Consider the following 26,322-nt stretch of genomic DNA (forward strand, 5'->3'; position numbering starts at 1 on the left):
GAGGTACTGACGGATCCCCTCATAATTTCCCCAGTCCAACGCTGTGCGTGAGCCGTTGATATTCAAGTATTGCCCATTGGTATTGGGACTCATGAGTTTGAAATCGCCTGTGGTTCCGAACTTCCCTCCTTGAGTGGGGGATGGAAAGCACTCTGCGATGTTTTATTGTGTTGGCTTGAAAGTCAAAATGCCACTTTGCTTGTACCGCAACGAGTCCACTCCACCACACCAAAATCTCGGCTAGTAACGCGATGAGTAACAGTATGTCTAAGGGCTGAGTACCGCGGCTTCGGTTATGTCGAAGTGCAATGCCATAAGCTGTGCTTTTCAAGTCAAGAAATGACGCTTCTATTTGTATGCGTTTTGCATACAAATGCTCATCGAGTGCGAGGGACGCCCTTAGCGTTATATAACGAAGTTGCTCACGGACATCAGACTAAGCAACAAGGATAATAGTACAGAGGTTAGCCAGTGTAATTAAGTGGGCGTGCCACTTATAAATGGTGTCTTTCTCGTGGTGTTATTGTGGGTTACCGAGCAGCCTGTCGACGCGCTTAATGGCATGTTTAACCCTAGTGTTGGTTTCAAGTTTTCTGCCAAGCTTGGTTAAGTTTAAATCAGCGCCATTGAGCACACTTTTAGGGGCAAGTATAAGAGAACTGGATCATTTTTTGTGAATATTCGGGCATTGTTCTGCAACCGTTTGCTGTAGAATTTAAATGCTGCGCGTCTACTCATTGTTTTTATTGGTAATTATGAGGGGATTCGCGAGATTAAAGAGGTAGATGTACGATGGAAAAAATAGGTAATGGCTCAACTTGGATCTTGTATCGCCAATCTAACAATTATTATCTTGAATCTTTGTGTAACCACGGACCAGTTTCCTACACTTATACGATTGTGTTGACTGCGAGTGAGATCGCTTTGTATGAGAAGCAAGGCAGTGCATTTTTGGACGAGTTAGCTCATGACGTTCATTACTCAGCACCGGGTGCTAAGGGGTCAACGTCTAAGTTTAGGCCTAGAAAAGCCTCTGATGATGTCTTAGCGAGCATAAATGCCCTTCACTAGTGGACTACTTAACCATTTGCAGCAATAGACGGCTGCTAGTTGTCACGTTTTTTTTCAAAATTACCGCCAGTCGCGCCGAGTCTGTGTAAAGTGTTAACTACAGTTAAAAGGAGGCACTGTGCCTATATCTAATAAGGAAATAAACGGCTATCAATTTTTATCAGAGATGTATGATGATGGCTATTTCCCAAATTTCTTGGTAGATAAAATTAAGACCATCCTTGTTGAACTCTGTGAAAGCATTGAAAGCCAAAATCCGAAATCTTCCTCTGAATTACTTTCGCTTACTCATGCTGCAACTGACCGTATCAATGAGTTAGAGGAAGAGTTCGAGGACAATCATAGCGAGCTAGAGACTGTCGCACGTGAGGACATGGCTGAAAGTTTTGAGTTTATCGTCCGATCTTACGGCTTTTCAGATGTGGAAATTGAAGATGTTATAGCCACAAGAGAGTGGTGATAAATGGTTCAAGCATTTAACAAGGTGCTGTTGTCGAATTGTTTTTGTGCTGCGCTCCAAAACAGCCGCAAAGCTTAGCGTTATACCAACAAAGAAAGTGGAACCATTTTGATAGCCATAATTCCAAACCGAAATATTTAAGAAAAAGAGATTAAGATACTCAAAAGCCTAACCAATCAGCGCATTGAAGCGATACGTAATGCAGCATTTTATTTAAGATCACTGTACCGACCTAACGGGCTGCGCACTGAATTGAGAGACACTAGTTGTCAGGTGAATGATGACTCAGAAAAGAGTCTATAAGCACTACCCGCAAGAACTTAAAGAAATGCTGTGGCTTTAGGACAGGAGCACGGTTATAGCGTGGTTCAGGCAGCAGTCGTTGGCGTCACAACAAACCGTGAAAGTTTCAAACTGTAATGCAAAAGCTACAATCTTTATTGTCAGTTTTCAGGCTTCGTTGTCCACCGACTTGAGCTTGTTGCATTCGCAGGCTTATTCGGCGTGCCGTGTTAAAGCTATCAACGTAAAAGAGCTGACGCATATGGCAAGGTTAATCACCCTCCAAATATCACAAAGTTATGAATTTAAATTGACACTCCTACTGCCTTTGATACTCTGCGGTCATCGCTGATAACCTGATTTTGTATTAGCAATTATTGGGTTAGAAGCATTTTCTGGCTGCAGAGGCGCACCTTGTGTCTATTTATCAATTAAAATCGCGGTTTCAAAGTTTACTGAGGCCTGCGGTTAAAAAGCTCTATCAATGGGGCGTTACCGCAAATCAAGTTACCTTGGTGGCATTAATCCTTTCCGTATTACTGGGCTTATTTTTAAGCTTACCTGATACACCTGTCATTCTATTTTGGTTAATTCCCCCTTGGATGTTGCTGCGTATGGCGCTTAATGCCATTGATGGCATGTTGGCACGTGAATTTGGCCAACAGTCTCATCTTGGTGCCTATTTAAATGAATTAGCAGACGTGGTGGCAGATAGCGCACTCATGTTGCCATTTGTATTTCTTGCAGGTGTCGCGCCTATGCTGCCGTTAGCGCTCATTTTTTTCGCATTTTTAACGGAGTTTACCGGGGTGTTAGGCCTAATGGTGGGGGCGTCTCGTCGTTATGATGGCCCAATGGGGAAAAGCGATCGGGCATTTGGCTTAGGTTTGCTGGCGTGCTTAGTTGCAGCGCAAATGATTAACCCCAGTTGGTTAAATGGGTGTTTGAGTGTGATGTTATTTTTAACGATGATAACGGTCATTCATCGTGTTCGTCGAGGCCTTGAAGAAGTGGCCAGTGCTAAAAAGGATTGTTTATGAGTGATACATTGATAGTAGATAGTACCGCAGAGCAGGCTACTGACGGGCCAAATCAACCGCTTACGTGCACTGAGTCGGAGGGTGTTGGGCAAGCTGAAGCCAGCTTATTTCGCTTTACGACTCATGACGGTGTGGATTTGAGTTACCGGCATTGGCCAGCTTTGACAGAGGGAAAAGCCAAGAAAACCGTTATCATGTTTCATCGAGGCCATGAACACAGTGGACGTATGAGCCATTTGGTGGAGGAGTTGGCCCTCGAAGGTGCGGAATATTTTGCATGGGACGCTCGCGGTCATGGTGAGTCTCCTGGTGCCAGGGGACACAGCCCTAGTTTCGGCACTAGCGTAAGAGATATTCAAACCTTTGTGCAGCACTTGATTAAGCAGCATGGTATCGAACTGTCTGAGACAGTGGTCTTGGGGCAAAGCGTTGGCGCTGTGCTTGCGGCCACTTGGGTGCACGATTATGCTCCTAAGATACGGGCCTTGGTATTAGCGTCACCGGCATTTAGCATTAAGTTGTACGTGCCTTTTGCCATTCCGGGGCTGCGTGCATTGCACAAACTGAAAGGCGACTTTTTTGTTAATAGTTACGTCAAAGCCAACTTACTGACCCATGATCCTGAGCGCGTCGCTTCTTTTAACCAAGATCCACTTATCGCACGGCCCATCTCAGTGAACATGTTATTGGGTTTACACGATACTGCCAAACGCGTGGTAGCAGATGCTGCGGCGATAACTGTGCCGACCCAATTGCTGATATCTGGTGCGGACTATGTGGTTCGTCGCAAACCCCAAACCACCTTTTTTGCCAATTTGGGCTCCCCTTGCAAAGAGCAGCATATATTGCCTGGCTTTTTTCATGACACGTTAGGTGAGTTGGCACGCGGTGAAGCCGTGAGTAGAATGACACGTTTTATTAACCAGCGCTTTGCCGAACCAACAGCGGATGTGAGTTTATTAGCCGCGGATAAGTCTGGTTACTTTTGTGCCGAGGCTGAAACGCTGGCGACTCCTCTTCCTAAGCATTCTTTGAGAGGGCGTTTTTGGTCTGCATATCGTGCTTCTTTGGCTTTTACTGGGCGATATTCCGAAGGCGTAAAATTAGGTTTTGAGACAGGCTTTGACTCAGGTTCAACCCTTGATTATGTCTACCGTAATCAAGCCGGTGGCCAAGGGGAAATTGGTAGAATACTGGACCGCCAATATCTTAACTCAGTGGGTTGGCAAGGCATAAGGCAACGAAAGCTGCATTTAGAAGAGCTACTGGCCCTTGCGATGACAGGTATCAGCGAGCAGCAGCAAAGCGTTCGCTTATTGGATATCGCTGCTGGCCATGGTCGTTATATTTTAGCGGCCATTGAACAAGCGCAAGTAAAACCCGAGCGCGTGTTGCTAAGAGATTACAGCGACATTAACGTGCGCGATGGGCAGAAGTTAATCGAAGAAAAAAACCTTGGGGAGATAGTGCAGTTTGTTCAAGGTGATGCGTTTGACCAAGCTGATTTAGCCGGCCTAGCGCTAAAGCCTAACGTGGCCGTAGTATCGGGTTTATATGAGTTATTCAGCGACAACAAGATGGTACAGGGATCTTTAAAAGGGTTGGCCGCGGCTATGCCAAAAGGCGCGTACTTAGTTTACACGGGTCAGCCTTGGCATCCTCAGTTGGAACTTATCGCGCGGGCATTAACCAGCCACCGCGAGGGTCAAGCATGGGTAATGCGTAGACGTAGCCAACAGGAAATGGACCAATTAGTCGCCGCTGCGGGCTTTAGCAAGATAGAGCAGCGGATTGATGAAACCGGCATATTTACCGTTTCTATTGCTCAAAAGTTAACAGATTAATGGCAAGGGACACCGTACCGCCCCTTGTATCTTCGCAGCAGCCGGTTTTGTGGGGCAGAGGCCTGGCATGGCTGGCTTTGCTGGCTCCGCTATTTTTTATTAGTTACAACTACGCCAATCAATACGCCGCGAGTTTGCCGCACGTTCCCAGTGTCGCCTTCTCGTGGGAAGCCTTTATGCCTTTGCTGCCTTGGACGATTGTGCCGTATTGGTCGATAGACTTACTATACGGTTTGGCTTTTATGTTGCCTCGCCATGCCAAAGCCGTTGACACACTCGGCTTACGCTTACTGACAGCGCAACTGATTTGCATTGCTTGTTTTATGCTTTGGCCGCTGCACTTTAGTTTTACACGACCTGAGCTTGATGGCGTTTTTGGCGCCATGTTCGATGCCTTAATGGGTTTTGACAAACCTTATAATCAAGCGCCTTCTCTTCATATTACACTTATGGTTGTGCTCTGGGCGTGTTATGGGCGCTACCTTACAGGGTGGTGGCGATGGCTTGTTCACGCTTGGTTTGCGCTGATTGGCTTGTCTGTACTGACAACTTGGCAGCATCACTTCATTGATGTGCCGACCGGCTTATTGGCGGGACTACTTTGCCTGTGGTGTTGGCCAAGTCACGGCGCTTGCCCTGCTCGCAAGTCGCGACAGGCACAGGTTTTATTTGCGAATAAACGGCGCAAAATGGCGGCCTGTTATGGTGTTGGGGCCATCTTAGTATTGGCATTCATGGCTGGGGCAATAGGGCTGCAATATTACAGCAGTTTATTGTTATTATGGCCTTCGCTGGCGCTGTTAATCGTTGCGCTCAATTATCTGTATTGTGGCGCCGACGGCTTTCAAAAAGGCGCCGACGGCGAGCAGAGCCTCGCGGCTTATTGGCTATTGCTGCCTTATCGTGTGGGCGCTTGGATTAACTCTCGGCTTTGGACAAAACACCAAGATCCAAGTAATCATATTTTGGCCAATATATACCTTGGTCGCAGGCCCTCGGTGATGGAACTGAGCAATTTTCAAGGCGTGTTAGACCTTTGCGCAGAATTTCCGGCATCCCGTAACGCCCGTAAAATGGCTCCGTATTATGCTTCTTTTCCCTTGCTTGATTTGGTGCCTTTGAGTGCGATGCAATGTTGGCAGGTGGGCAATACGCTTCGCCAACTTAAGCAGCAACAGCCCGGTAATCTTTTAGTCTTTTGTGCGTTGGGGTATTCAAGGAGTGCCACGGCGGTAATGGCTTGGCTGCTAATAGATGGCAAAGTCAATTCTGTTGAGCAAGCGTTGGCGTTAGTACAGCAAGGCCGGCCGCAGGTTGTGATAAAACCGGCACAATTAGCGCAGCTGAATTTGATGTGCCAATTAGCCGAGTTTAATGGGCGAAAATGTCATGATAATCCCGAACAATGAGCATTCAGCCAAGCTGCAATATCAATTGCAGCTGGCGGTCTTGATAAGTGCCTTGCGCCAAGTGGCTTGTGTGGCTGTGGTGTCTATGCTGTTGACACTTACTGTCGTGCTACTGACATTGGTAATACCGATGGCAAACCTGAGCACTCTGGGCCGTGGCGCGGTGTTTATTATGCTACTACTGAATTTCTGGAATGGTTATTTCTGGCTAAGAGTCAGTTTTGATCAGCGTTTGTTTATGCAGTTACAGGCTTTGTCTACATCAGAGCTCAGCTCACAAGAGAGTGGCCCCCCTGGGGGGGCCCGCGTTGAAGAGGCTGGTCTTGGTCACCTTGCTGCTTTGGATCAAGCCTTGGTTAGTTTTAACCTGATGGCCAAGCCGCCCGCCAACGTTCGTAATTTATCCATGAGAGGGCAGGGAGCCATGGCATTAGCGAAACGCTTGTTATTAGGTTGTGGCTTACAAATGCTGGCCTTTGTGTGCTTAATTTTTAGCGCCGCTTAAATTATTCGTTTGGATAAGTCTAACCAATATGACTTGTTTTAAGCTTTACCATTTATACGACTAGACGCGAGATTCATGAAGTTACTCAAGAGCATAGCAGCCACAATTGTGGCTTGGCTGATCATCATAGGCGCCAGGTTAATAACCGGTGCGAAAGCGTTAGGCCAAGTGCCTGTTTTGTGTCAATCTGGTCGCGTTTATATTGCTAACCATACCAGCCATGGCGATTTTGTGTTGCTTTGGGCATCGCTGCCCAGTGCCGTTCGAAAACAAACGCGGCCAGTAGCAGGCGCAGATTATTGGCAAAAAGGTTGGCTCAGGCGCTTTATCATTGAAGAAGTGTTCCGCGGCGTTTTGATTAAACGCGGTGGCCGAGAAGAAGGTGAAAACCCCTTATTGCCACTTGTTGAAGCGTTAGCTCAACAAGACAGTTTGATTTTATTTCCTGAAGGTACACGCAATTTAACTGAGCCCAGTAAACAGGCGTTAAACCCTAACGTGGTGCCTTTACAGCCATTTAAGCCCGGTTTGTTTCACTTATTGCAGCAACACCCAGAAGTTCAGTGCGTACCAGTATGGATTGCCAATGTTAATCGCGTGATGCCTAAAGGGCGTAGTTTACCTTTGCCTTTGCTTTGCACGGTTAACTTTGGCGAAGCGTTTGCCATGACTGCGGATGAGCCAAAACAAATATTCTTACAACGAGCCCAACAAAAAGTCAGTGAGCTCGCCCCCGGAGAAGCCTTATGAGCCCTGAAATGATCAAGTTGTTTGTAGGGTTGGCTGCCGTATTGACGGTGGCTAGCGTGATTGCCGGTGTTATCAAATGGCGCTGGCAGCAAAAAGCGCAGGGCGAAAACGCAGTGATCGAAAACCTGGTCGCGCGTATCAACGCTTGGTGGGGCATGATCATTATCCTAGCCATCGCATTTCACTTTGGTTACTTGGGCGTGACTGTGTTGTTTTACGGCGTGTCTTTTTACGCTTTGCGTGAATTCTTAACCCTAGTGCCAACTCGAAATAGTGACTATCCGGCCTTGTTCGCGGCTTTTTACTTTGCGCTGCCGGTTCAGTACGTATTGGTTGCAATTGGCTGGTACAGCCTGTTTGTCATTTTTATTCCTGTTTATCTATTTTTATTATTGCCTATTTTGGCTGCTTTGGCTGGCGATACCACCCATTACTTGGCGCGAACCAGTAAGGTACAGTGGGGGTTAATGATTGCTGTCTATTGTGTTTCTTCCGTACCGGCAATTTGGATGTTGGATATTGAAGGCTTTGATGGCCGGCAGTTATCGTTAATTGCTTGGTTTATTTTAGTGGTGCAATTATCAGACGTATTGCAGTACATATGCGGCAAATTGTTTGGCAAGACTAAAGTCGCGCCGAGTTTGTCTCCGTCGAAAACCCTCGAAGGCTTAGTCGGTGGCGTGCTCTTGTCTATGCTTGTCGGCGCAGCTTTATACGGAATCACCCCTTTTTCCCCCTGGCAAGCAGCCTTGTTTGCTTTGGTGGTGAACTTACTGGGGTTTGCCGGTGGCATAGTGATGTCGGCAATTAAACGAGATTGTGGCGTGAAAGATTGGGGCAATATGATAGAAGGCCACGGCGGCATGTTCGATAGAATTGATTCTGTGTGCTTTGCCGCGCCAGTTTTCTTTCACTTGGTGCGATACTGGTGGACCTAACCTTTTAGGTGGTAACAGTGCCCTGCACGTAAGCAGGGCAGACAGATAACACTAGCCGATACTGTGGCAGCATGGGTTAATATTATTTGTTCGGTCGCGCCTTATGTTCGTATAACGACAAATCCGCTTGCTGGAACAAGGTTCTTGCATCCATGCCTCGGCTCCAGTCTTGCCACCCCATGCTACACCCTATTTTTAGTTCAGCCATGTAAGGGTCTTGTTTGAGGGCTTGTTTAATTCGCTCTGACACTTGCGTAACAGACACTGGTGTTGTCGGCGTTAATACAATAGCAAACTCGTCACCACCTAAACGAAAGGCCATATCGGAATGACGAATGGCACTTTTTAACAGGTGAGAAAATCGTATCAGTACCGCATCACCTTCTTGGTGGCCGAACCTGTCGTTGACTTCTTTAAAGTTATCTAAATCAAGCACCAACAAAGCTAGGCCAGAGTGAGAGCGGTAGTTTTGCTCAATCCAGCGCTCCATAGATTCATCAAAGTAGGCCCTGTTGCCGATGCCCGTTAAATGGTCTTTTAAGCAATTAGCCTGTAACTCACTCATTTTAAGGCTGTGCAGTAAAGGTTGGCTTAAGAGTTTATGGAGTTCATGCAATACCGCATTCTCTTTACTCGTAAGCGGCTTAGCGGTGCGATAGCTCAAGGTGCCTAACGGGGTATAGTCCGCACTGTCTAACGAAAAGTTATCGACATAATCAGAGCTTTTGCGAAAGTCTAGCGAGAAGAAGCCGTGCTTGGATTGAAACCTTAAACCAATAAAGCGGACATACCTTGCCGCTTGGGTGGCAAAATTTCGCATCAAAGTTTTTAAGTCTAAACTCTGTTGTAGTGCTTCAAGTACTTCCAGCTTATCTTCAACCGTGAACTCTGCAGCAGCACTATAATGGGCAACCGAAAGGGAGGCACTCCTGCTAATGGGGGTGATCCTGCTTAAATTATCCATATATTTCTCCCGTGCCAAAAAAATGTCAGCGATAGCTATTTTCTACCTTGAATAGTAATTAAGCAGGTTTTGTGCCAGATCTAACAGGCGATCGTTTTGCCCAAGCCAGCAAAAAGACACTAACCTTAAACAGAGTGTTGGGGGCCGCCGTGTTATTAGAATTTTTGTTATTGTTGTTTCTTGCGGTACTGAATGTCGCTATTTTTAGGCGACTTTATCTACCCGCTATTTTGGCTTACCTGTTCACTGGCGTCATTATTGGCCCGGTGTGGCTTGACTTGTTTGCGGATTTTCATGGCATTGAACTACTGGCTGAACTTGGCATTGTCTTTTTAATGTTTTCCCTTGGCTTGGAATTTTCCTTGCCTAAGTTGCTCAAAATGCGCCATTGGGTGTTTGGCTTGGGTGGCGCTCAAGTATTCATCTGTTCTGTGGCGGGTTTTTATGTTGCCATGCTTGCCGGTTTAACTTGGCAACAGAGTTTGATTGTAGCGGGCGCGCTCAGCATGTCCTCTACCGCGATTATCATTAAGCAGTTAACAGAGCTGCGTAAATTGCATACTCGACGAGGCAAACTTGCAATTAGTGTGCTGTTGTTTCAAGACTTATCCGTTGTACCCTTGCTTATTGTGGTGCCTATTATCGGCCAACCAGAGTTTGTTAATGCCGAACTCGGTGGGCAGTTAATGTTCGCCTTTGGCAAAGGCTTGGCGGCGGTGTGTATTATCTTGGCTGTCGGCAAGTGGGTATTGCCAAAAGTATTTCATGAAGTTGCCAGTGCTCGCTCTGATGAACTCTTTGTGATGAGTACCTTGCTGGTGGCCTTACTTGCCAGTGGTCTAACCTTAATGCTTGGGTTGTCGATGGCTTTAGGGGCTTTTTTAGCCGGTATGATGTTGGGTGAGAGCCACTATAAACACCAGTTAGAATCAGATATTCGTCCCTTTAGGGATGTGTTGATGGGGCTATTTTTTGTCACCATTGGTATGTTGTTCGACTTAAACGTCATATTGCAATATTGGTGGCAGTTATTGCTGCTGATTGTCGCAGTGATGCTGTTTAAAATTGTACTGCTCACAGGTCTTGCCAAATTGATGCGGGTAGAAAATAGCGACGCCTTGGCCACCGGTATTATGTTGTGCCAAGTCGGAGAGTTTGGTTTTGTGCTTGTGTCCTTGGCGGGGAAATATCAAATTTTGTCGGCGCAGATTATTTCTATCGTATTAGCCGTCGGGGTTTGTTCTATGGCGATGACTCCTTGGTTAGTTCGCCATTGTCGTCGGGTCAGCTTACAGCTACTGCAACACGATAAGCTACTGTTGCAAAGACAAAAACCGTTGCCGGGAGAGTTCAATGAACATGTGATTATCTGTGGCTATGGCCGGGTAGGGCAAACTATTGCCCGCTTTTTGTCTGACGACAATATCGCATATGTAGCTATAGACAGAGATCCCATTCGTTTAAAAGAGTCGGTGAAAGGCGGTGATTCAGTGGCCTTTGGCGACGCGTGTCGGCGCGATATATTACTGATGCTCGGCGTTGATAAAGCGAAGTTGGTGATCATTACGTTTGACCATAAAGCCAAAGCGTTAGCCATGTTATCGTGTATTCAGGATATTAATCCTGATGCCAAGGTATTAATCCGCACCAAAAATGATTCCGCCATCGCGGAGCTGAAAGCCGGCGGTGCCACAGAAGTGGTGCCTGAAGTATTAGAAGGCAGCTTGATGCTGGTGTCTCATGTATTACTGATGTCAGGCATCCCTATTTCACGCATTATCAAAAAAATGCAGCGAGAGAGAAAAAATCAATACCAGCATTTACACGGTTTTTTCCACGGTGAAACCAGTGAAAATAACCTTGAGCACCGAAGTAGGCGGTTACACGCTGTCGAGCTGACTGAAGAGGCTGACGCCATTGGTAAAGTCGTGGCGGACTTGCAGCTAGCGCATTTAACCATTCAAGAAGTCCGTCGCGGCAAACAAGACTTGTTGGCGCAGTTTGCCCCTAGTGAAGTGATATTGCAAAAAGGTGATATCGTGCTCTTATGCGGCGAGTCCGAAGCAGTAGACATTGCCGAGGCCAAGCTTCTACATGGCCTTTAATATCGAATCAACGCCTTGCTTGAACCGTCGGTTATTGATTTAAAAACGCGTTAATTTCAGCCATTCTATTTTGCGCATCTTGTTGACCTAATGCGATCAGTTCACGGGTGTAGTTTTGCTCGAACAATAAATAGGACACCAAACTGGATTGACTGTTTTTATTAATACCTAAACTGGCTAGCAACATTTTGATGGTCAGAGGCAGCTCTGAAAAATAATTCGCTGCAATTTGGTTAAAGTTTTGGCTGGGTTTGATCACAAAGCTCGAAATGGATTTAAGGTTACTGCTTGCCCCTTGTGGCAGTTGGTCGATGGTGGCATTGATTCTATGTAGCCGTTCAAGATCCGCGTTGAGGGTATCTGAAAAAATGGTATCTAATAAGTGGCCACTGATTTCAGATAGCCCCGGCGTGGCGTATATTGGGTGTTTTTGCTGGGGTTGGTCGAGACTGATTACAAATATTTTTTCGGCGCCTAAATGAATGGCCGGACTAAGAGGAGCCAGCTGATGTACCGAGCCGTCGCCGTAGTAGTCCTGACCAATCTGACAAGGAGGGAAAATGAGCGGAATGGCCGACGTAGCCATTAAATGCTCACTGTTAATCAGTACCTGCAAGCCTTTACGTTTTGAGCGCTGCCATGGTGGGTGTAAACCATTGGATTGGTAGAAGGTGATAGAGTCACCGCTGGAATAATCCGACGCCGTAATTGCGGCTGCTTGGATCGCTCCGCGCAAAATATTGCGATCAATACGCTCAAACTCCATGCTGTGTTGAAGCAAAGTACGCAAAGGACTGTGGTCGAGTAAAGAGAATCCTATTTTATTGGCATAACGGGTTTGCATGCCTGCTAATAGCTGCCGACTTAGCTTCAGCGCCAGTTGAGAGAGCTGCGTTTTATAGACCTGTTCAGTGCTAAAGTTACGCCATATATACTCCAGCTTTTTGACTCCCAAGCGAAAGCAACTGGCGTAGCAAGCGAGCGCTGTGCTGTTGATGCCACCGGCTGAAGTTCCACATAAAATTTTAAAGGGTACGTGGTCTTTGCGAGAATACTGTAAGGATATTGCTTTGAGCACACCTACTTGATACGCCGCTCGCGCACCGCCACCACTTAAAATTAAGGCACAAGGTTTATCTTTCATAATGTTAGCTTAGCTTTTGTCTGCTATTTTTAAACTAAAAAGACGCCTTTTTACGGTGAAGTTTTGGCTTTAGTTGGGCTTCAGGAATTTTTAATAAAAGGGCTGTAGAGAATTTGAACTGCCGCATTCAAAAGCAATGGCCAACAAATTATGATGCAATTAAGATTTTTAGGTAATTAGGCAAAAGGAAACGACGCAATGGCAGATTCTCAGTGGGAGACCCGCTTTTTGGTGGTTGATGACTTTAGCCCAATGCGGGAGGCGCTGCGATCGTGTTTAGTGTCGATAGGCTTTTCTAACGTGATGGTGTCTCCAGATGGTAGAGACGCCCTCAATCGTTTAGAAGAAGGGCGTGTTGATGTGATTATTTCTGATTGGAATATGCCTAAGATTGATGGTTTAACCTTGTTGCAAAAGGTACGAGAGCATCATCATTGGCAAAATAAACCGTTTTTAATGATCTCGGGCGATCCTAGCGAGAAGAATATTCGAGAAGCGCTTGATGCCGGTGTTGATGGCTTTATTATCAAGCCTTTTACGGCAAATTTTATCAAAGAGAAAATTCTTAAGCTGTTTAAAGACGACAAGCTGATTAAACATATTGTGCGGCAAAAAGCGAAAAAGCCTGAAGCATTTCAAGCTGACGCAGATAAACCGGCTGAAAAACCCAAAGACACGACCCCGATCATCTTAATCGTTGATGATGTACCTGAAAATATTGAGCTTATTTCTAACATAGTACGAGAAGATAATTTTAAGGTTAAAGCTACCACCAAGCCCCTGAAAGTCTTAGGGTTAGCCAAAAAGCAGCCGCAACCTAATCTGATTTTATTGGATATTATGATGCCGGAAAAAAACGGCATCGAGGTGTGTGAGCTATTAAAACGCGATCCTGAGACCGCTCATATTCCAGTGATTTTCCTCAGCGCTCAAGCTGACTCTCGTTTTATTGCTAAAGGTTTGGAAGTGGGAGCCGTGGACTATGTGACAAAACCTGTGTCACCGCCTGTATTAAGGGCCAGAGTCAAAAATCATTTAAAAATTGCCGGCAATATGGAAGTACTGAAGCAGCAGGTAGAAACGTTGGCAGAAAATGAAAAGCTGCGAGAAGAGGTGGAAAGGTTAACCCATCATGACGTGAAAAACCCTCTCAGTGCGATTTTGAGTCTAGCCTCTGATGTTTCTGCGGATAAACGCTTGCCAGCGGCTCTCAGTAATAAGCTGGGGTTAATTGAAAGTTCGGTATATCACATTAACTCTATTTTAGGACGCTCTGTCAGCTTGTATCAAATGGAGACAGGCACTTATCAAGTGGTCCCTGAAACGGTCAACTTGTTAGAAGTAGCAGAGAGTACCAGCAATGAACTCAGCGCGTTTTCAGCTGAGAACAAAGTGAAAATAGTGATAGACCCTGTCGAAGAGCCCATGTTAATTATTGGCGAAAAGCTATTGTGCCACTCTATGTTAGTTAACCTACTTAAAAATGCGGTCGAAGCCGCGCCTGCAGGCAGCATTGTGAGTACGATATTAAAACGGGCTGAGCAAGACGTGATGATAACGGTGAAGAACGCCGGCGTGATCCCGCAAAAAATTCGTGGCCAATTTTTTGAGAAGTACGTGACCGCGGGAAAAGCCGAAGGCACAGGTTTGGGTACTTACAGCGCGCGGTTAATGGCTGAGCAGCAAAAAGGCAGTATTCAGTTTGATATTGAAAATGAGCAATACACTTTAATTACGGTTACGTTACCGGCGCTGAGCTAGTCAGCGCCTATTTCTCTTGCCACAGTACTTCACTGAGTGACGCCGTTCTGTCTACGATATAATTCTCAACACTTAATCGCCGCGTTCGGCTCAAAATGGCGTTAGCCCTAATTGAGCGGGGGCACTATTTCGTCTGCGTACTGCTGTTTTATCACTTCTACTTGTGGCAATACTGCAATAAAAGCCGTTACGATTTCGGGATCAAAGTGGCTACCACTGTTTTCGTTAATAAACGCAATCGCGCGCTCCATGGGCCAAGCTTCTTTATACGGGCGTACGCTGGTCAAGGCATCAAACACGTCAGCGACCGCCACCACCCTGCCTGAAAGAGGAATGTCTGTGCCCGCTAAACCATAGGGGTAACCACTGCCATCCCATTTTTCGTGGTGGGAGAGAGCTATTTCACTGGCTAGCCGCATCAAGGCTGAACTGTGCTCGCCAAGAATGGTTGCGCCAAAATGGGTATGCTTGCGCATGGTGTGCCACTCTTCCTCTGTCAGCTTACCGGGTTTTTGTAAAATGCTATCGGGAATGCCTATTTTTCCGATATCGTGCATGGGTGACGCTTTAAAAACCAGGTCAACCCACGTAGGGTCAAGGGCTAATTGCTCGGCGATAAGTTTGGCGTAATGACTCATTCTTATCACGTGCAAACCGGTTTCATTGTCTTTATATTCTGCTGCGCGGCCAAGGCGTTTTATAATTTCAAATTGAGTTTGCTCTAGCTCTTCGGTGCGCCGCTTCACCGTGTTCTCTAAATGCTTATTTTGATCGTACAAAGCTAAGTGGGTGGCAACTCTGGCTTCTACAATCGCAGGGCGCACGGGTTTACTCATAAAGTCTACTGCGCCCAAGGCTAAGCCTTTGCTCTCGTCATCCGTTTCATTTTTGGCGGTTACAAAAATCACCGGAATGCTGGCGGTTAAAGGGTCTTGTTTGAGTTTTCTACAAACTTCATAACCGTCCATGTTCGGCATCATGATGTCGAGTAAGATCATATCTGGCGGTGATGTTTGGGCTATCTTTAAGGCTTTTTCGCCACTTAAAGCCGCTTTAACTTTGTATTTCTTTTTTAAAATGCCACTCAAGACATCAATATTTTGCGCGGTATCATCCACCACTAGGATTGTCGACTTATCCATACTGCTCCTTGAGAGTGAGTAATTTTTCAAGACTTACCAGTGCTTCGTCAAATTCGTATTGATTACAATATTGTTGGATCTCGGTTAATGCTTGTGTGAGCTCGGCCTGCTGTAAGCTTGGGCTCAATTCGTCGATAATATCAATCGCGCCGGTATCATCATCAGCCAATAACTGCCTTAATAGCGTTAGTTTCTGCTCTACCTCGGGCGCGGTGAGTGTTGCCTCCACCGACATTACTGGCTGAGGTAAACAAGCGTTAATGGCAGAGATTACGTGTTGTAATTCCGAGTCGCAGTCTTGCAACAGTGCATCGTAAGCTTCATTCTCCAGCAAAGCATGTTCAAGTTTATCGGCCATGCGTTGTAAGCTTTTAGCGCCGATATTGCCGGCTAAACCTTTTAACGTGTGGGCACAGCGCACCATATCATCCCTTGAACTTTGTTTGGCCTGGTTAAATTTAACGCTAAAGTCGACTTCATTTTGGCAAAATTTACTCAAGATTTTTTGGTAAAGCGATTTATCCTGTTGGCAAACGCCTAAACCATAAGCCGTGTCGACGCCTGGGATATTAAGCCACAAGGTGTTTTCATCTGCCTGAGCTAACTTGTGCTGCGGCGCTAAGGGCGCTACTTCAATTGGGTGACGGGGCACAATCCATTTGCTTAGTGTTGTAAGCATATCATTGATATTAATGGGTTTAGCAATGTGGTCATTCATACCAGAGGCTAAGGCTTTTTCTTTGTCATGGGCCATCACATTTGCCGTCATCGCGATGATAGGAAGCTGCGCGTATTGAGTTTGCTGGCGAATAATTTTGGTGGCGCTATAACCGTCCATTACTGGCATCTGACAGTCCATCAATATGCCATCAAAGCTGTCCTCGGCTAATAAATCAATGGCATGTTGTCCATGGTTAGCGACAGCGGTTGTCATGCCATATTTAGCCAGTAATTCAACCGCCAATTCTTGGTTTATTTCATTATCTTCGACCAATAGTACGTGCGCGCCTGCAAGCGCAGCGAATTGTTGAGATAAGCTTAAGTTATTGCCACCTACTTGATATTGCATACCTTCTTTGCCGTGAGCTAATAAAATACTGTCTAATAAACTTGATAAAGTGACCGGCTTATTGATGATTTGTCCTATGCCAATAGCCGCAGCAGGCTCGATAATGTCGGCGTGCAGGTATTGGTTAGCCATTATCACTGTGGGTAAGTGCTGGCCGTGCAAGTGAGCTATTTCTTGTGCTACTTCAAAACAGTTATTGCCAGGTAAGCCTGAATCTAGCAATAACAATGGGTTAGTTGGTGGGGTATTAGCCATGTAAATCAAAGCTTGTTCTGGATGTGTAAAGGTTTCATATTGAAAGCCAAGGACAGTCAATTGTTTACCCAGTGCAGTAAGCACGCTTTGGTGGTCATCGATGACGATAACATCAAGCGTGGTAATGTCCGACTGTGGCCGGGCGGGTTGCTCTTTGGCTAAGCCAAATACGCCGGTAAAATAAAACTTACTGCCAGTGCCTAGCTCACTTTCAACCCATATGTCGCCTTGCATCAGCTGGGTAATTTGCTTTGAAATCGCGAGGCCTAATCCGGTGCCGCCATACTTGCGTGTGGTTGAGGCGTCGGCTTGATTGAAGGACGTAAATAAGTGCTGACATTTGTCGTTTGCGATGCCAATTCCTGAGTCTTGGACCATAAATTGTAACTGGACTTCAGCTTTATTTTCGGGCGGCTGTTGGCACTGTACATGCACCAATACTTCACCGTGCGGTTCGGTAAACTTCACCGCATTATTGGTTAAGTTGGTCAATACTTGGCTCAACCTCAAAGGGTCGCCAATCAAACTGTTAGGCACATTAGGTTCAATATCAAAGATGATTTCTAATTGTTTTTCGGCGGCTTTTAACGCGACTAGGTTGCTTAATTGCATCATGATATCTTCAAGTTGAAACGGCACTTGCTCCATATTGAGCTTACCCGCCTCAATTTTAGAAAAGTCTAAAATATCATTGATGATGCCCAGCAAAGACTCGGCAGAATGATGGACTTTATTGATGTAATTACGCTGTTTGTTGTCCAGTTCAGTGCCCAATGCAAGGTGAGACATGCCAATAATCGCGTTCATTGGCGTGCGTATTTCGTGCGACATATTCGCTAAAAAGTTGGCTTTGACTCGCGCAGCTTGCTCCGCTTCATCTTTTGCATTGATCAAGACATCTTCATATTCTCTTCGATCTGAGATATCACGAAAGACAACCACTGCGGCAATCCCTGCGTGCTCTTCTGAACTTGGCATGACGGTGTACTCGACCGGAATAGGCCGTTGCTGCTGACTCCAAAATACGTCGTCATCAACCATTTTCTTTTGATTGTTGATGATGGCCGTTAATATCTGACAATGATCTTCTGGGTGAGGGTGTTGCCCCTCATTACAATGTACCGTGTGATGTAAGTTCTTATTAAGAAGCTGTTCGACGGTATAAGCAAGCAGCTCGGCCCCAGCGGGATTGATAAAACGAATGTTCCCCTTATTGTCTAAGCCAATAATGCCGTCATTAGCAGACTCCAAAATTATGTTGGCTTGTTTTGCGGATTTTTCGGCGGCATCACGAGCGTCATTGTATTGCTGGGTTTTTTGACTCACTTGTTCAGCCAGCTGGTCTTGATTACGCAGTAATATTCGACTCGTGCGCGCTCCAAGCCAAAAGGTAAAAACGGTTAAACTAAGGCAAAGTGCAATGGAGATAGTCACAATCGAAATTAAAGTCGTTTGATACGCTTGATTGTTAGAGATGGCTTCTTCTTCATTGATTTCAGTGGCTAAACCTAAGCCTAGTTCATGATCCCACAACCAAGCACTGTAAACGTTCTTACCACGATAGTCAGGCATAGGGTCAGTGCTTACGCCGGATTCCCCTTTTAATGCTTGGCTGGCCATAAATGTAAGCTGAGCCGGCGCCTCTTGATTTTGTGATGGCACTACAAGGCGCGTGTTGAGTACCGAGCTTTGCTCATTATCGGTCAAGATTCCCAGCAGGTTAAGTTCTTCTACAAAGCGGCTTTCACTTAACATAAAAGACTGTGGGTTGAATGCATAGGTTTCACCGGTTTCGCCAATGCGGCCAAAAGCTAACAATTGGCTAAAGATGTCTTCAGCCGGCACAGCCATGATTAAAAAGCCCAGTTCTTGTTGCTTCATGTTTCGCAGCTTAGCGATAAAGAACATGCGCTTTTCACCGTTTTCAAACTTTTGTGGCGCGACAAATATGGCGTTTCGTTGATCTACTTGGCCCAGATAGGGCCGCAGTAGCTGTTCTAGGTCATGTTCAGGCGCTAACAATTGAGTATTATCGCCGTATATCATGCGCTGCGACGTATCCATCACAAAGAACTCTATCGTCTGCAATCCTGTTGTCGGTATGCTTCTTAAATAGTCAAAATACTGCTTGAGTGGACGGCCTTTTCCTTGTTTGGTTAAAGCCTCTGTATGCTGTATTAAGTTATAATCTTGCGCCAGGATATGGAGCTCTTCTTGACGTGTTTTCACCCAGGTGGATAACCCTTGGTGGCTGCTGGCAAGAATGGCACTGAGGGTTTCGTCGATAACTTTTTTGGACAGCTTTTTCTGTTCATCCAGTGAATTAGTGGTTAATAAAATAATGGAAGAGACCACCACCGCAATGGATATAAGGCCAAAACTGCGTAATTTGGTTGACTCAAATAAAGAGCCGACCTCACCGTCTCGTTTTAACAGGTAGTGCAGTAACAAAAATAAAAAGACCAACACGGCAACAAAAATAACCAGCAGTAACACGCTGTCACTGACCTGACTTGATAGGCTGGTATTTTGCCGCTGCGCTTGTGTGGTGATCACTTCATTGGTTTTATTCCATCTTTGTTGCAGCAGTTGTTTTTCTTGAGGAGAGATAGCACCAATGGCTTGGTTTAAAATAATCGCCAAGTCAGGCAAGTCTTTGCGTACGGCGATGCTGGCTTTTGGCGTCGGAATTTTGATGCTAGAAACATGGCCCAATTCGGTGAGACCATAGCGCTGGAAGAGGTAATCTGCGACATTTTTATTGCCGAGGTAAAAGTCGGCTTGTTTATTTATCACAGCTTGCAGCGCTGCATGGGTATTGTAATACAACTTCACCTTGATTTGCGGGTAGTGACGGGCGATAAAGTCAGCGGTTGCCACGCCTTGCTCTAAGGCCAAGACTTTACCGGTAAGCTGAGACAGGGATAGCGCAGAGAGTGTATTATTGTCTGCTTTGCGTGCCACCACAGTGAAAGGGGTAGCCAAATACGGCTGAGTGAAAATATAATACTGAGCGCTGGTTTGGTTCGCTAAAAAGTCCGTTGCGGCATCGATTTCCCCGCTCTGAATGCTTTGCTGTAAAGCTACAAAGCTGTCTTTTTCGATGATTTCAAAGCGCCCGGCAATGCGTTTATCGATGAGATTCAGCAACTCTATGGTAATACCCTGTAACTGGCCTTCCTCACCCAGAAAAGAGATGGGTGCAAGGTTGCTGTTCACGCCTATTTTAATCGTCGGGTGTTGTGCCAACCAAAGCTGTTGCTTATGATTTAATGGTAGGTCGTAATTTTGCGCAAACTTGCTAAAAGCAGACGTGGTGTTTCTCAGGCTCATGTCGTAGTCAAACAGGTTGCGGTTCAACGCCAGCGATAATGGTGAAAAGTGCATTTGCTCCGGTGTAATACTCAACATAGCTTGGCGCATCACGCTCGATTGCGCGTCTACACTGGACATGCCCGTTGTATAAGACAGACGCAAATCAGAGAAGTCGATACCATGCAGATGGTCGTACAGCAATACAACCGCCCACGCCCCCTCTAAGAAGTGGCCCCCTACTGAGGTATAAATTCGGCCATCGTCGATATACTGCTGCGTACTGGGATCCCAATCGATGCCACCAATTAGCGGTTTTTTAGTGAGCGGTTGTTTTGCTACTTCGTCGGCGAGGGCGCGAGCCATTGCATCGCTGGCGCTCCAAATGATATCTATGTCTGGGTGCGTTTTGGCAATTTCGCGATAGCGAATAACAGCTTCCTGAGGCGACCAATTTACGTGTTCAATCGCCACTAATTCATGCCCCTGGTGGGTGCTTAAATACTGTAATAAACCTTGTTCTCTAGCCAGCGCAGGCTGGGTATCAAGCTGCCCAGAAAATGCCAATATTTTGCTTTGCTTTGCTTTTCTTTCCGGTGCAGTAATAAGCTTTCGAATTAAGCTGCGGCCAGCCACCATGTCGTTAGGGGTGATCGTCGCCAACCATTCTTTAAACTGCACTTGAGGTAATAGTGAAGAGTCTGAGCTGGGAGTGTTGATCATCACCGACTTCACTTGATGGCGCTCGGCAAGGGTTAATAAATCAACCTCAACATTGTTATTGCCTATGGCCGGGAAAATAATACCTCTTACACCCAGTTCAATCGCATGTTGTGCATCTTTGAGTAACTTTTCTTGGCTTTCTTGGGCATTAAATACATGGAGTGTTACCCCCAAATCTTGACTGGCTTTTTTGGTAAATTCGCTCAATCGAGTCCAAAACTCTGTTTCAGCAGGAATAAACAAGGCTAATTTAATGGGAGTCGGGCCATCCGTGTCTGCTTGATGGTCAGCGAAGCTGGCATTTGACCATACGCCAGAGCATAAAATGATAAATATTGTTAAGGCATGGCAAAACCATTGAACAAGGTATGGCATCGAGTCAAGGCGACAATTTTTCATGATTAAAGCTTAGCTTAGTCCCACTGAATTCCTAGAAAGTGGCAAGTTTAATCGTTTGAAATATCAATCTAATTGGCAAAAGTGTAAGCAAAGTCTGTATTTCTTTTGATGCCAATGGCGGTTATCGCTGCTGGTGCGAATGGCAGATGAGAAGGTCACCTGAAAAAGTGAATTATTGACAATAAAAAGGCGCCGCAGCGCCTTTTTAAGAATGACAAAGTGAGGCTTAGCCCAGTTTGGCAATAATGTCGGCGATGATACCGTCAATGGCTACTTCTTGTTTTTCACCTGATTGACGGTTTTTGTATTCCACGACACCGTTGTCAATGCTGCGATCGCCAATAACAATTGCGTGAGGAATGCCGGTTAGCTCCATGTCTTTAAACATGACGCCCGGGCGCTCTTTGCGATCATCAAACAAAACTTCAACGCCAGCCGCAGTTAGCTCATCATAGTAACGTTCAGCCAGTTCTTGAACGCGATGAGACTTATGCATATTCATTGGAATTATAGCAACCTTAAATGGTGCGATTGCTTCAGGCCAGATGATGCCATAATCGTCGTTATTTTGTTCAATGGCGGCTGCCACGATACGTGACACACCAATGCCGTAACAACCCATGGTCATTACTTGGCTCTTACCTTGCTCGTTGAGCACGGTGGCGTTCATGGCTTGTGAGTAGTTATCACCCAGTTGGAAGATATGGCCCACTTCAATGCCGCGAGCAATGGACACTTTACCTTGGCCACATGGGCTCGGGTCACCTACTACCACGTTTCTTAGATCGGCAACTTCCGGCTCCGCTGCATCGCGGCCCCAGTTTATTCCTTTGTAATGTACGCCATCTTTGTTAGCGCCGGCAGCAAAATCGCTCATAACAGCGACACTGCGGTCCACAATAACAGGCATATTTAACCCAACCGGACCCAATGAGCCAGGTCCTGCACCAATTGCGGCACGGATTTCTTCTTCATCAGCAAAGGTTAATGGAGCGGCTACTTGTGAAAGTTTCTCTGCTTTGATTTCGTTGAGTTCGTGATCGCCTCTAATGATCAAGGCTACCAGTGGCGCCTCTGCATCTTCTTCCGCTTTGACAATCAAGGTTTTTACCGTACGGGTAATGGGCAAGTTAAATTGCTCAACCAGTTGTTCAATGGTTTTAGCGTCCGGCGTATCAAACTCAGTCAGTTCAACCGTAGCTGCTGCGCGTGGCTCAGCAGGTGCTAATGCTTCTGCTTTCTCAATATTGGCGGCAAAATCACTGCTGTCTGAAAATACGATGTCGTCTTCACCGCTTTGAGCCAGCACGTGGAATTCGTGGGAGGCGCTGCCGCCGATGCTACCTGTGTCTGCAATAACAGGGCGGTATTCCAAGCCTAGACGGTCGAAAATGCGACAATATGCGTCAAACATGTTTTGGTACGTTTGCTCCAAACACGTTTGACTTGTGTGGAACGAGTACGCGTCTTTCATTGTGAACTCGCGGGCACGCATGACGCCAAAGCGAGGTCTTACTTCATCACGGAATTTGGTTTGTACTTGGTATAAATTAAGCGGCAGTTGTTTGTAACTGGCTACTTCTTTACGTACAAGTTCAGTAATGACTTCTTCGTGCGTAGGGCCTAATACAAAATCGCGTTGATGGCGATCTTTGATACGCAATAACTCTGGGCCAAACTTTTCCCAACGACCGGTCTCGTGCCACAAGTCTGCAGGTTGTACGACAGGCATCAATACTTCAATTGCGCCCGCGCGATCCATTTCTTCACGTACAATGGTTTCTACTTTACGTAATACACGCAAGCCAGTGGGTAGCCAAGTGTATAATCCAGAGGCTAATTTACGGATCATACCGGCGCGAAGCATGAGCTGGTGGCTAATAACTTCCGCGTCACTTGGTGTTTCTTTCACGGTGGAAAGTAAGTAATTGCTGGTACGCATGTTTGTCCTATCTGCATGGTTGTTTTATTTCGTGCAGATGAGTTTACCAGCGACAAGTGATGGCGCAAAGCGCAATCTATGATGGCTTAAGTGAGAGATTGGATATCTGTCACTTGGCACTGCGAATTGATAACCATAAAGCAGACGTTAAACTCTGCTAGTTTTACACCGTATTGTTTAGCGTCCGGTTTGCCTTTTCGATAAGCAGGACGAGGGTCTTGGGCTAGCACTTGCTCTATTAGCGTTTGCAACTCTGCCTGTCCGCTTAAAGCACTTAATTGCGCTTGGGCATTTTGAGTAAACACCACATCAAGTTCGACATCTGGCTCTTGTTGAGCGTAGCCCGCTTGCGCGTCAGGTAATGAGTCGGCATAAGGTAAATAGGGCTTGATATCTAGAAGCGGTGTCCCGTCCACTAAGTCCATACCAGAAATTTCTAAACTTACGTCTTTATCAAGACGAATGACGTTTTCCAGTTTGACAACTGACAGGCCTATGGGATTCGGCCTAAAAGTAGAACGACTGGCAAGAACGCCCATTTTTGCATTGCCGCCAAGACGAGGAGGGCGCACAGAGGGCTTCCAGCCTTGCTCTTGGGTATGGTGAAATACGAAGATCAACCATAAATGGCTAAATTGCTCGATGCCTTGCAGCATCTCGTCGTTTTGATAACCCGCTAAAAACTCAATGCGGCCTTTTGCCGCAGTCACTAAACCGGGTTGGCGAGGGATGGCAAACTTCTCTTTATAAGGCGAGCGAACCCGCGCGATAGGGTCTAGCTCCATCGTATTATTCCGCGACTTTAATGGCTTGCCCGTAACAAATACTGGCAGCCATGCAATAATCGTCACTGGTTTCAATGCAGCTTTTAAAAATGATGCCATTAGCTCCGACTTCTGCAGCTGCGATACGGGCTTGGGTGCGAGCATCTGCCAACGTGGGTACAGGGTCGCGTTCACTTTCTTGGCAGACTGAGCCTTCAATGGTGGTTAGGTGGATGTATTGCTTATCTTCTAATTGCTCTTTTTCATAAACTTGGACTTGCGAGGGTTTGAAATATTCATCGAAATTTTCTTTGTCTAAGTTGCTGTCAAAACTAAAGTTGCTACAGCCTGTCAGCAAAGCGAGTGCTGCAAAAGGGTAAAAGCGCATAGTGTGTCTTATTCAATAATGTTGAATTTGGTTGGCCAAGAGTGTAGCAAATCAAGCGCTTGGCGACACCGTAAACTGATATAAAATAGCCAGGCTTAAGATTTTAAAGTGATTTATTCGCGTTGGTGATTATACTAGGCGATATTCAATTGAGCGTTGGGAACAAAACCATGAAAGTGCTTGTTACAGGTGCAGCAGGATTTATAGGCAGCAGCACAGCTGCTAGATTAATGGCCGATGGTCATGAAGTGGTCGGCTTAGATAACTTAAATGACTATTACGATGTTCAGCTCAAGCTTGATCGCTTAGCGCGCATCGAAGATCACGAGCGCTTTACTTTCGTGAAAATGGAACTCGCTGACAGAGAAGGCATCGCTGACCTGTTCCAACAGCATCAATTTGATGGTGTGGTTAATTTAGCTGCGCAAGCTGGGGTGCGCTACTCTTTGGAAAACCCGCTGTCTTACATTGACTCTAACGTGGTTGGTTTCACTAATATTCTTGAAGGTTGTCGACATAGTAAAGTCAAACACTTGGTCTATGCGTCTTCAAGTTCAGTGTATGGTTTAAATAGCCAAATGCCTTTTTCAGTAGAGCACAATGTCGACCACCCTGTCTCACTGTATGCTGCAAGCAAGAAGTCTAATGAACTGATGGCGCATACTTACAGCCACTTATTTAATATACCAACCACAGGCTTGAGGTTCTTTACTGTTTATGGCCCGTGGGGCAGACCTGATATGGCATTGTTCTTATTTACCAAGGCAATCGTGGAAGGCAAACCCATTGATGTATTTAACTACGGCAAAATGCAGCGTGATTTCACTTTTATCGATGACATTGTTGAAGGTGTAGTGCGTACTTTATATAACACACCCGCGCCTAATCCAGATTGGTCTCCGGAGCATTCAAGCCCTGCTACCAGCTCGGCGCCTTATCGTGTCTATAATATAGGCAATAATCAACCCGTGGAATTGGGTTACTTTATAGAAGTTATCGAAAAAAGCTTGGGCATCGAAGCGAAGAAAAATTTGTTACCAATACAACCAGGCGATGTACCTGCAACATTTGCGGACGTTGATGCCTTAACGAAAGACGTTGGCTTCAAACCGGATACTAGCATTGAGGCAGGCATTGGTCAGTTTGTAGCTTGGTACAAAGAGTATTATCAAGTTTAAGAAATTATCTAAGGAACGATAGTGGCAACAGCAGCAGTATTTATTGATCGTGACGGCGTATTAAACCACGATCATGGTTATGTCTATGAAGTCGATGACTTTGAATTTATCGATGGCGCCATCGAAGCCTGTCAACAAATCAAGGCCAAGGGCTTTTTACTGGTTTTGGTGACCAATCAATCAGGGATTGGTCGCGGTTATTACAGCGAGGATGATTTTTTGAACCTCACTGAGTGGATGGACTGGTCATTGGCAGATCGTGGTGTTGACTTAGATGGTATCTATTATTGCCCTCACCACCCTGAAGCCACTGACGAAAAGTATCGTCAAGTGTGTGAATGTCGCAAGCCCGCTCCTGGGATGTTATTGGCCGCAACAAAAGAATTAGAGATAGATTTGCCAAATTCATATTTTGTGGGAGATAAAACTTCAGACATCGCCGCTGGCATAGCCGCTGGCGTAGGGCACAATATTTTGGTTAATACAGGCAAGGCGTTGACCGATGAAGGCAAAGCATTAGCCGAGTCGGTATACAATAACTTAGAAGAGTTTGCCCAAAACTTACCGAAATAGGCTCATTAGCCCCTTTTCTGCTGGCTTTTTAATCGATTGACATCTTTCTTTAAAAAGTTTGCAAAAAGGGCTTGCGCCAAATCCGTTTCTCCCTATAATGCGCAACCACTGACACGGCAGACCAGCTCACTAAGGGCAAGGGTCACAAGCCAATCAGTCTGGTTCAAAAGCAAGGCTTTTAACCGGGAAAGAAAATTCGATAATTTAATGCAAATTAACGGTTGACTTTCAAACCGGCTAGCGTAGAATGCGCAGCCCTGACGAGGCGAAACGCTTCAGTCAAATGTTCTTTAACAATTAGCAA

The 26,322-nt window shown here is 45.9% G+C and carries 18 protein-coding genes and 1 pseudogene; 11 read left to right on the forward strand and 8 right to left on the reverse strand.

The window, feature by feature from the left end; genetic code table 11:
• Positions 1-19: 19 nt before the first annotated feature.
• Positions 20-715, reverse strand: a pseudogene (locus D1Z90_RS21520) (hypothetical protein).
• 474 nt (positions 716-1,189) lie between these two features.
• On the opposite strand from D1Z90_RS21520, the gene D1Z90_RS10795 reads away from it, so the two are divergent.
• The 7 genes from D1Z90_RS10795 (at position 1,190) to D1Z90_RS10825 (ending at position 8,299) form a co-directional block, all read left to right on the forward strand.
• Positions 1,190-1,531: a DUF5713 family protein gene (locus D1Z90_RS10795; RefSeq protein ID WP_119910766.1), complete on the forward strand. Its 342-nt coding sequence runs from the start codon at positions 1,190-1,192 to the stop codon at positions 1,529-1,531.
• A 698-nt stretch (positions 1,532-2,229) separates the two neighbouring features.
• Positions 2,230-2,853 carry a CDP-alcohol phosphatidyltransferase family protein gene (locus D1Z90_RS10800; protein WP_198419133.1) on the forward strand — a complete coding sequence of 208 codons (624 nt, stop codon included), beginning with the start codon at positions 2,230-2,232 and terminating at the stop codon, positions 2,851-2,853.
• On the forward strand, positions 2,850-4,697 hold the full coding sequence (locus D1Z90_RS10805; RefSeq protein WP_119910768.1) for a bifunctional alpha/beta hydrolase/class I SAM-dependent methyltransferase: 1,848 nt from the start codon (positions 2,850-2,852) through the stop codon (positions 4,695-4,697). Before D1Z90_RS10800 ends, D1Z90_RS10805 begins: the two co-directional genes overlap by 4 nt.
• Positions 4,697-6,106: a phosphatase PAP2/dual specificity phosphatase family protein gene (locus D1Z90_RS10810; protein WP_119910769.1), complete on the forward strand. Its 1,410-nt coding sequence runs from the start codon at positions 4,697-4,699 to the stop codon at positions 6,104-6,106. The genes D1Z90_RS10805 and D1Z90_RS10810 overlap by 1 nt, the downstream gene beginning before the upstream one ends.
• Positions 6,087-6,611, forward strand: a complete 525-nt coding sequence (locus tag D1Z90_RS10815; protein ID WP_147378757.1) for a hypothetical protein — start codon at positions 6,087-6,089, stop codon at positions 6,609-6,611. The genes D1Z90_RS10810 and D1Z90_RS10815 overlap by 20 nt, the downstream gene beginning before the upstream one ends.
• A gap of 75 nt (positions 6,612-6,686) precedes the next feature.
• Positions 6,687-7,361, forward strand: coding sequence for a lysophospholipid acyltransferase family protein (locus D1Z90_RS10820; RefSeq protein ID WP_198419135.1), 675 nt, complete (start codon positions 6,687-6,689; stop codon positions 7,359-7,361).
• Complete coding sequence (locus tag D1Z90_RS10825; protein ID WP_119910771.1) at positions 7,358-8,299, forward strand: phosphatidate cytidylyltransferase; 942 nt, start codon at positions 7,358-7,360, stop codon at positions 8,297-8,299. Before D1Z90_RS10820 ends, D1Z90_RS10825 begins: the two co-directional genes overlap by 4 nt.
• Positions 8,300-8,381: 82 nt before the next feature.
• Here D1Z90_RS10825 and D1Z90_RS10830 read toward each other — a convergent pair whose 3' ends face one another.
• Complete coding sequence (locus D1Z90_RS10830) at positions 8,382-9,263, reverse strand: GGDEF domain-containing protein (RefSeq protein ID WP_119910772.1); 882 nt, start codon at positions 9,261-9,263, stop codon at positions 8,382-8,384.
• Positions 9,264-9,334: 71 nt separating this feature from the next.
• On the opposite strand from D1Z90_RS10830, the gene D1Z90_RS10835 reads away from it, so the two are divergent.
• Positions 9,335-11,368, forward strand: coding sequence for a monovalent cation:proton antiporter family protein (locus D1Z90_RS10835; RefSeq protein WP_232525240.1), 2,034 nt, complete (start codon positions 9,335-9,337; stop codon positions 11,366-11,368).
• A gap of 31 nt (positions 11,369-11,399) precedes the next feature.
• Here the strand turns inward: D1Z90_RS10835 and D1Z90_RS10840 are convergent, their stop codons facing one another.
• On the reverse strand, positions 11,400-12,512 hold the full coding sequence (locus tag D1Z90_RS10840) for a patatin-like phospholipase family protein (RefSeq protein ID WP_119910773.1): 1,113 nt from the start codon (positions 12,510-12,512) through the stop codon (positions 11,400-11,402).
• Positions 12,513-12,710: 198 nt separating this feature from the next.
• Between D1Z90_RS10840 and D1Z90_RS10845 the strand changes: the two genes are divergently transcribed.
• Complete coding sequence (locus D1Z90_RS10845) at positions 12,711-14,273, forward strand: ATP-binding response regulator (RefSeq protein ID WP_119910774.1); 1,563 nt, start codon at positions 12,711-12,713, stop codon at positions 14,271-14,273.
• Between the two features lie 107 nt (positions 14,274-14,380).
• Here the strand turns inward: D1Z90_RS10845 and D1Z90_RS10850 are convergent, their stop codons facing one another.
• From D1Z90_RS10850 to rcsF, 5 genes are all read right to left on the reverse strand, one after another.
• On the reverse strand, positions 14,381-15,415 hold the full coding sequence (locus tag D1Z90_RS10850) for a response regulator (protein WP_119910775.1): 1,035 nt from the start codon (positions 15,413-15,415) through the stop codon (positions 14,381-14,383).
• On the reverse strand, positions 15,408-21,173 hold the full coding sequence (locus D1Z90_RS10855; RefSeq protein ID WP_119910776.1) for a response regulator: 5,766 nt from the start codon (positions 21,171-21,173) through the stop codon (positions 15,408-15,410). The genes D1Z90_RS10850 and D1Z90_RS10855 overlap by 8 nt, the downstream gene beginning before the upstream one ends.
• Positions 21,174-21,399: 226 nt before the next feature.
• Positions 21,400-23,115 (reverse strand): proline--tRNA ligase, encoded by a 1,716-nt coding sequence (locus D1Z90_RS10860; RefSeq protein ID WP_119910777.1) that lies wholly within the window; start codon positions 23,113-23,115, stop codon positions 21,400-21,402.
• 86 nt (positions 23,116-23,201) lie between these two features.
• Complete coding sequence (tsaA, locus tag D1Z90_RS10865; RefSeq protein WP_119910778.1) at positions 23,202-23,900, reverse strand: tRNA (N6-threonylcarbamoyladenosine(37)-N6)-methyltransferase TrmO; 699 nt, start codon at positions 23,898-23,900, stop codon at positions 23,202-23,204.
• Between the two features lie 4 nt (positions 23,901-23,904).
• Positions 23,905-24,267, reverse strand: coding sequence for an Rcs stress response system protein RcsF (rcsF, locus tag D1Z90_RS10870; RefSeq protein ID WP_119910779.1), 363 nt, complete (start codon positions 24,265-24,267; stop codon positions 23,905-23,907).
• A gap of 170 nt (positions 24,268-24,437) precedes the next feature.
• On the opposite strand from rcsF, the gene D1Z90_RS10875 reads away from it, so the two are divergent.
• A complete protein-coding gene (locus D1Z90_RS10875; protein WP_119910780.1) occupies positions 24,438-25,445 on the forward strand; it encodes an NAD-dependent epimerase in 1,008 nt (335 codons plus the stop codon).
• 21 nt (positions 25,446-25,466) lie between these two features.
• Positions 25,467-26,018 (forward strand): D-glycero-beta-D-manno-heptose 1,7-bisphosphate 7-phosphatase, encoded by a 552-nt coding sequence (gmhB, locus tag D1Z90_RS10880; RefSeq protein ID WP_119910781.1) that lies wholly within the window; start codon positions 25,467-25,469, stop codon positions 26,016-26,018.
• The last annotated feature ends 304 nt before the right edge of the window (positions 26,019-26,322 follow it).

Source organism: Motilimonas pumila (assembly GCF_003596335.1).
Classification (GTDB): domain Bacteria; phylum Pseudomonadota; class Gammaproteobacteria; order Enterobacterales; family CBDFNC01; genus Motilimonas; species Motilimonas pumila.

Bases quoted from the DNA above. Each gene is read 5' to 3' on its own strand.
- D1Z90_RS10805 (WP_119910768.1), top strand. From the start codon at position 2,850: ATGAGTGATACATTGATAGTAGATAGTACCGCAGAGCAGGCTACTGAC.
- D1Z90_RS10810 (WP_119910769.1), top strand. From the start codon at position 4,697: ATGGCAAGGGACACCGTACCGCCCCTTGTATCTTCGCAGCAGCCGGTT.
- D1Z90_RS10815 (WP_147378757.1), top strand. From the start codon at position 6,087: ATGATAATCCCGAACAATGAGCATTCAGCCAAGCTGCAATATCAATTG.
- D1Z90_RS10820 (WP_198419135.1), top strand. From the start codon at position 6,687: ATGAAGTTACTCAAGAGCATAGCAGCCACAATTGTGGCTTGGCTGATC.
- D1Z90_RS10825 (WP_119910771.1), top strand. From the start codon at position 7,358: ATGAGCCCTGAAATGATCAAGTTGTTTGTAGGGTTGGCTGCCGTATTG.
- D1Z90_RS10830 (WP_119910772.1), bottom strand. From the start codon at position 9,263: ATGGATAATTTAAGCAGGATCACCCCCATTAGCAGGAGTGCCTCCCTT.
- D1Z90_RS10840 (WP_119910773.1), bottom strand. From the start codon at position 12,512: ATGAAAGATAAACCTTGTGCCTTAATTTTAAGTGGTGGCGGTGCGCGA.
- D1Z90_RS10845 (WP_119910774.1), top strand. From the start codon at position 12,711: ATGGCAGATTCTCAGTGGGAGACCCGCTTTTTGGTGGTTGATGACTTT.
- D1Z90_RS10850 (WP_119910775.1), bottom strand. From the start codon at position 15,415: ATGGATAAGTCGACAATCCTAGTGGTGGATGATACCGCGCAAAATATT.
- D1Z90_RS10855 (WP_119910776.1), bottom strand. From the start codon at position 21,173: ATGAAAAATTGTCGCCTTGACTCGATGCCATACCTTGTTCAATGGTTT.
- D1Z90_RS10860 (WP_119910777.1), bottom strand. From the start codon at position 23,115: ATGCGTACCAGCAATTACTTACTTTCCACCGTGAAAGAAACACCAAGT.
- tsaA (WP_119910778.1), bottom strand. From the start codon at position 23,900: ATGGAGCTAGACCCTATCGCGCGGGTTCGCTCGCCTTATAAAGAGAAG.
- rcsF (WP_119910779.1), bottom strand. From the start codon at position 24,267: ATGCGCTTTTACCCTTTTGCAGCACTCGCTTTGCTGACAGGCTGTAGC.
- D1Z90_RS10875 (WP_119910780.1), top strand. From the start codon at position 24,438: ATGAAAGTGCTTGTTACAGGTGCAGCAGGATTTATAGGCAGCAGCACA.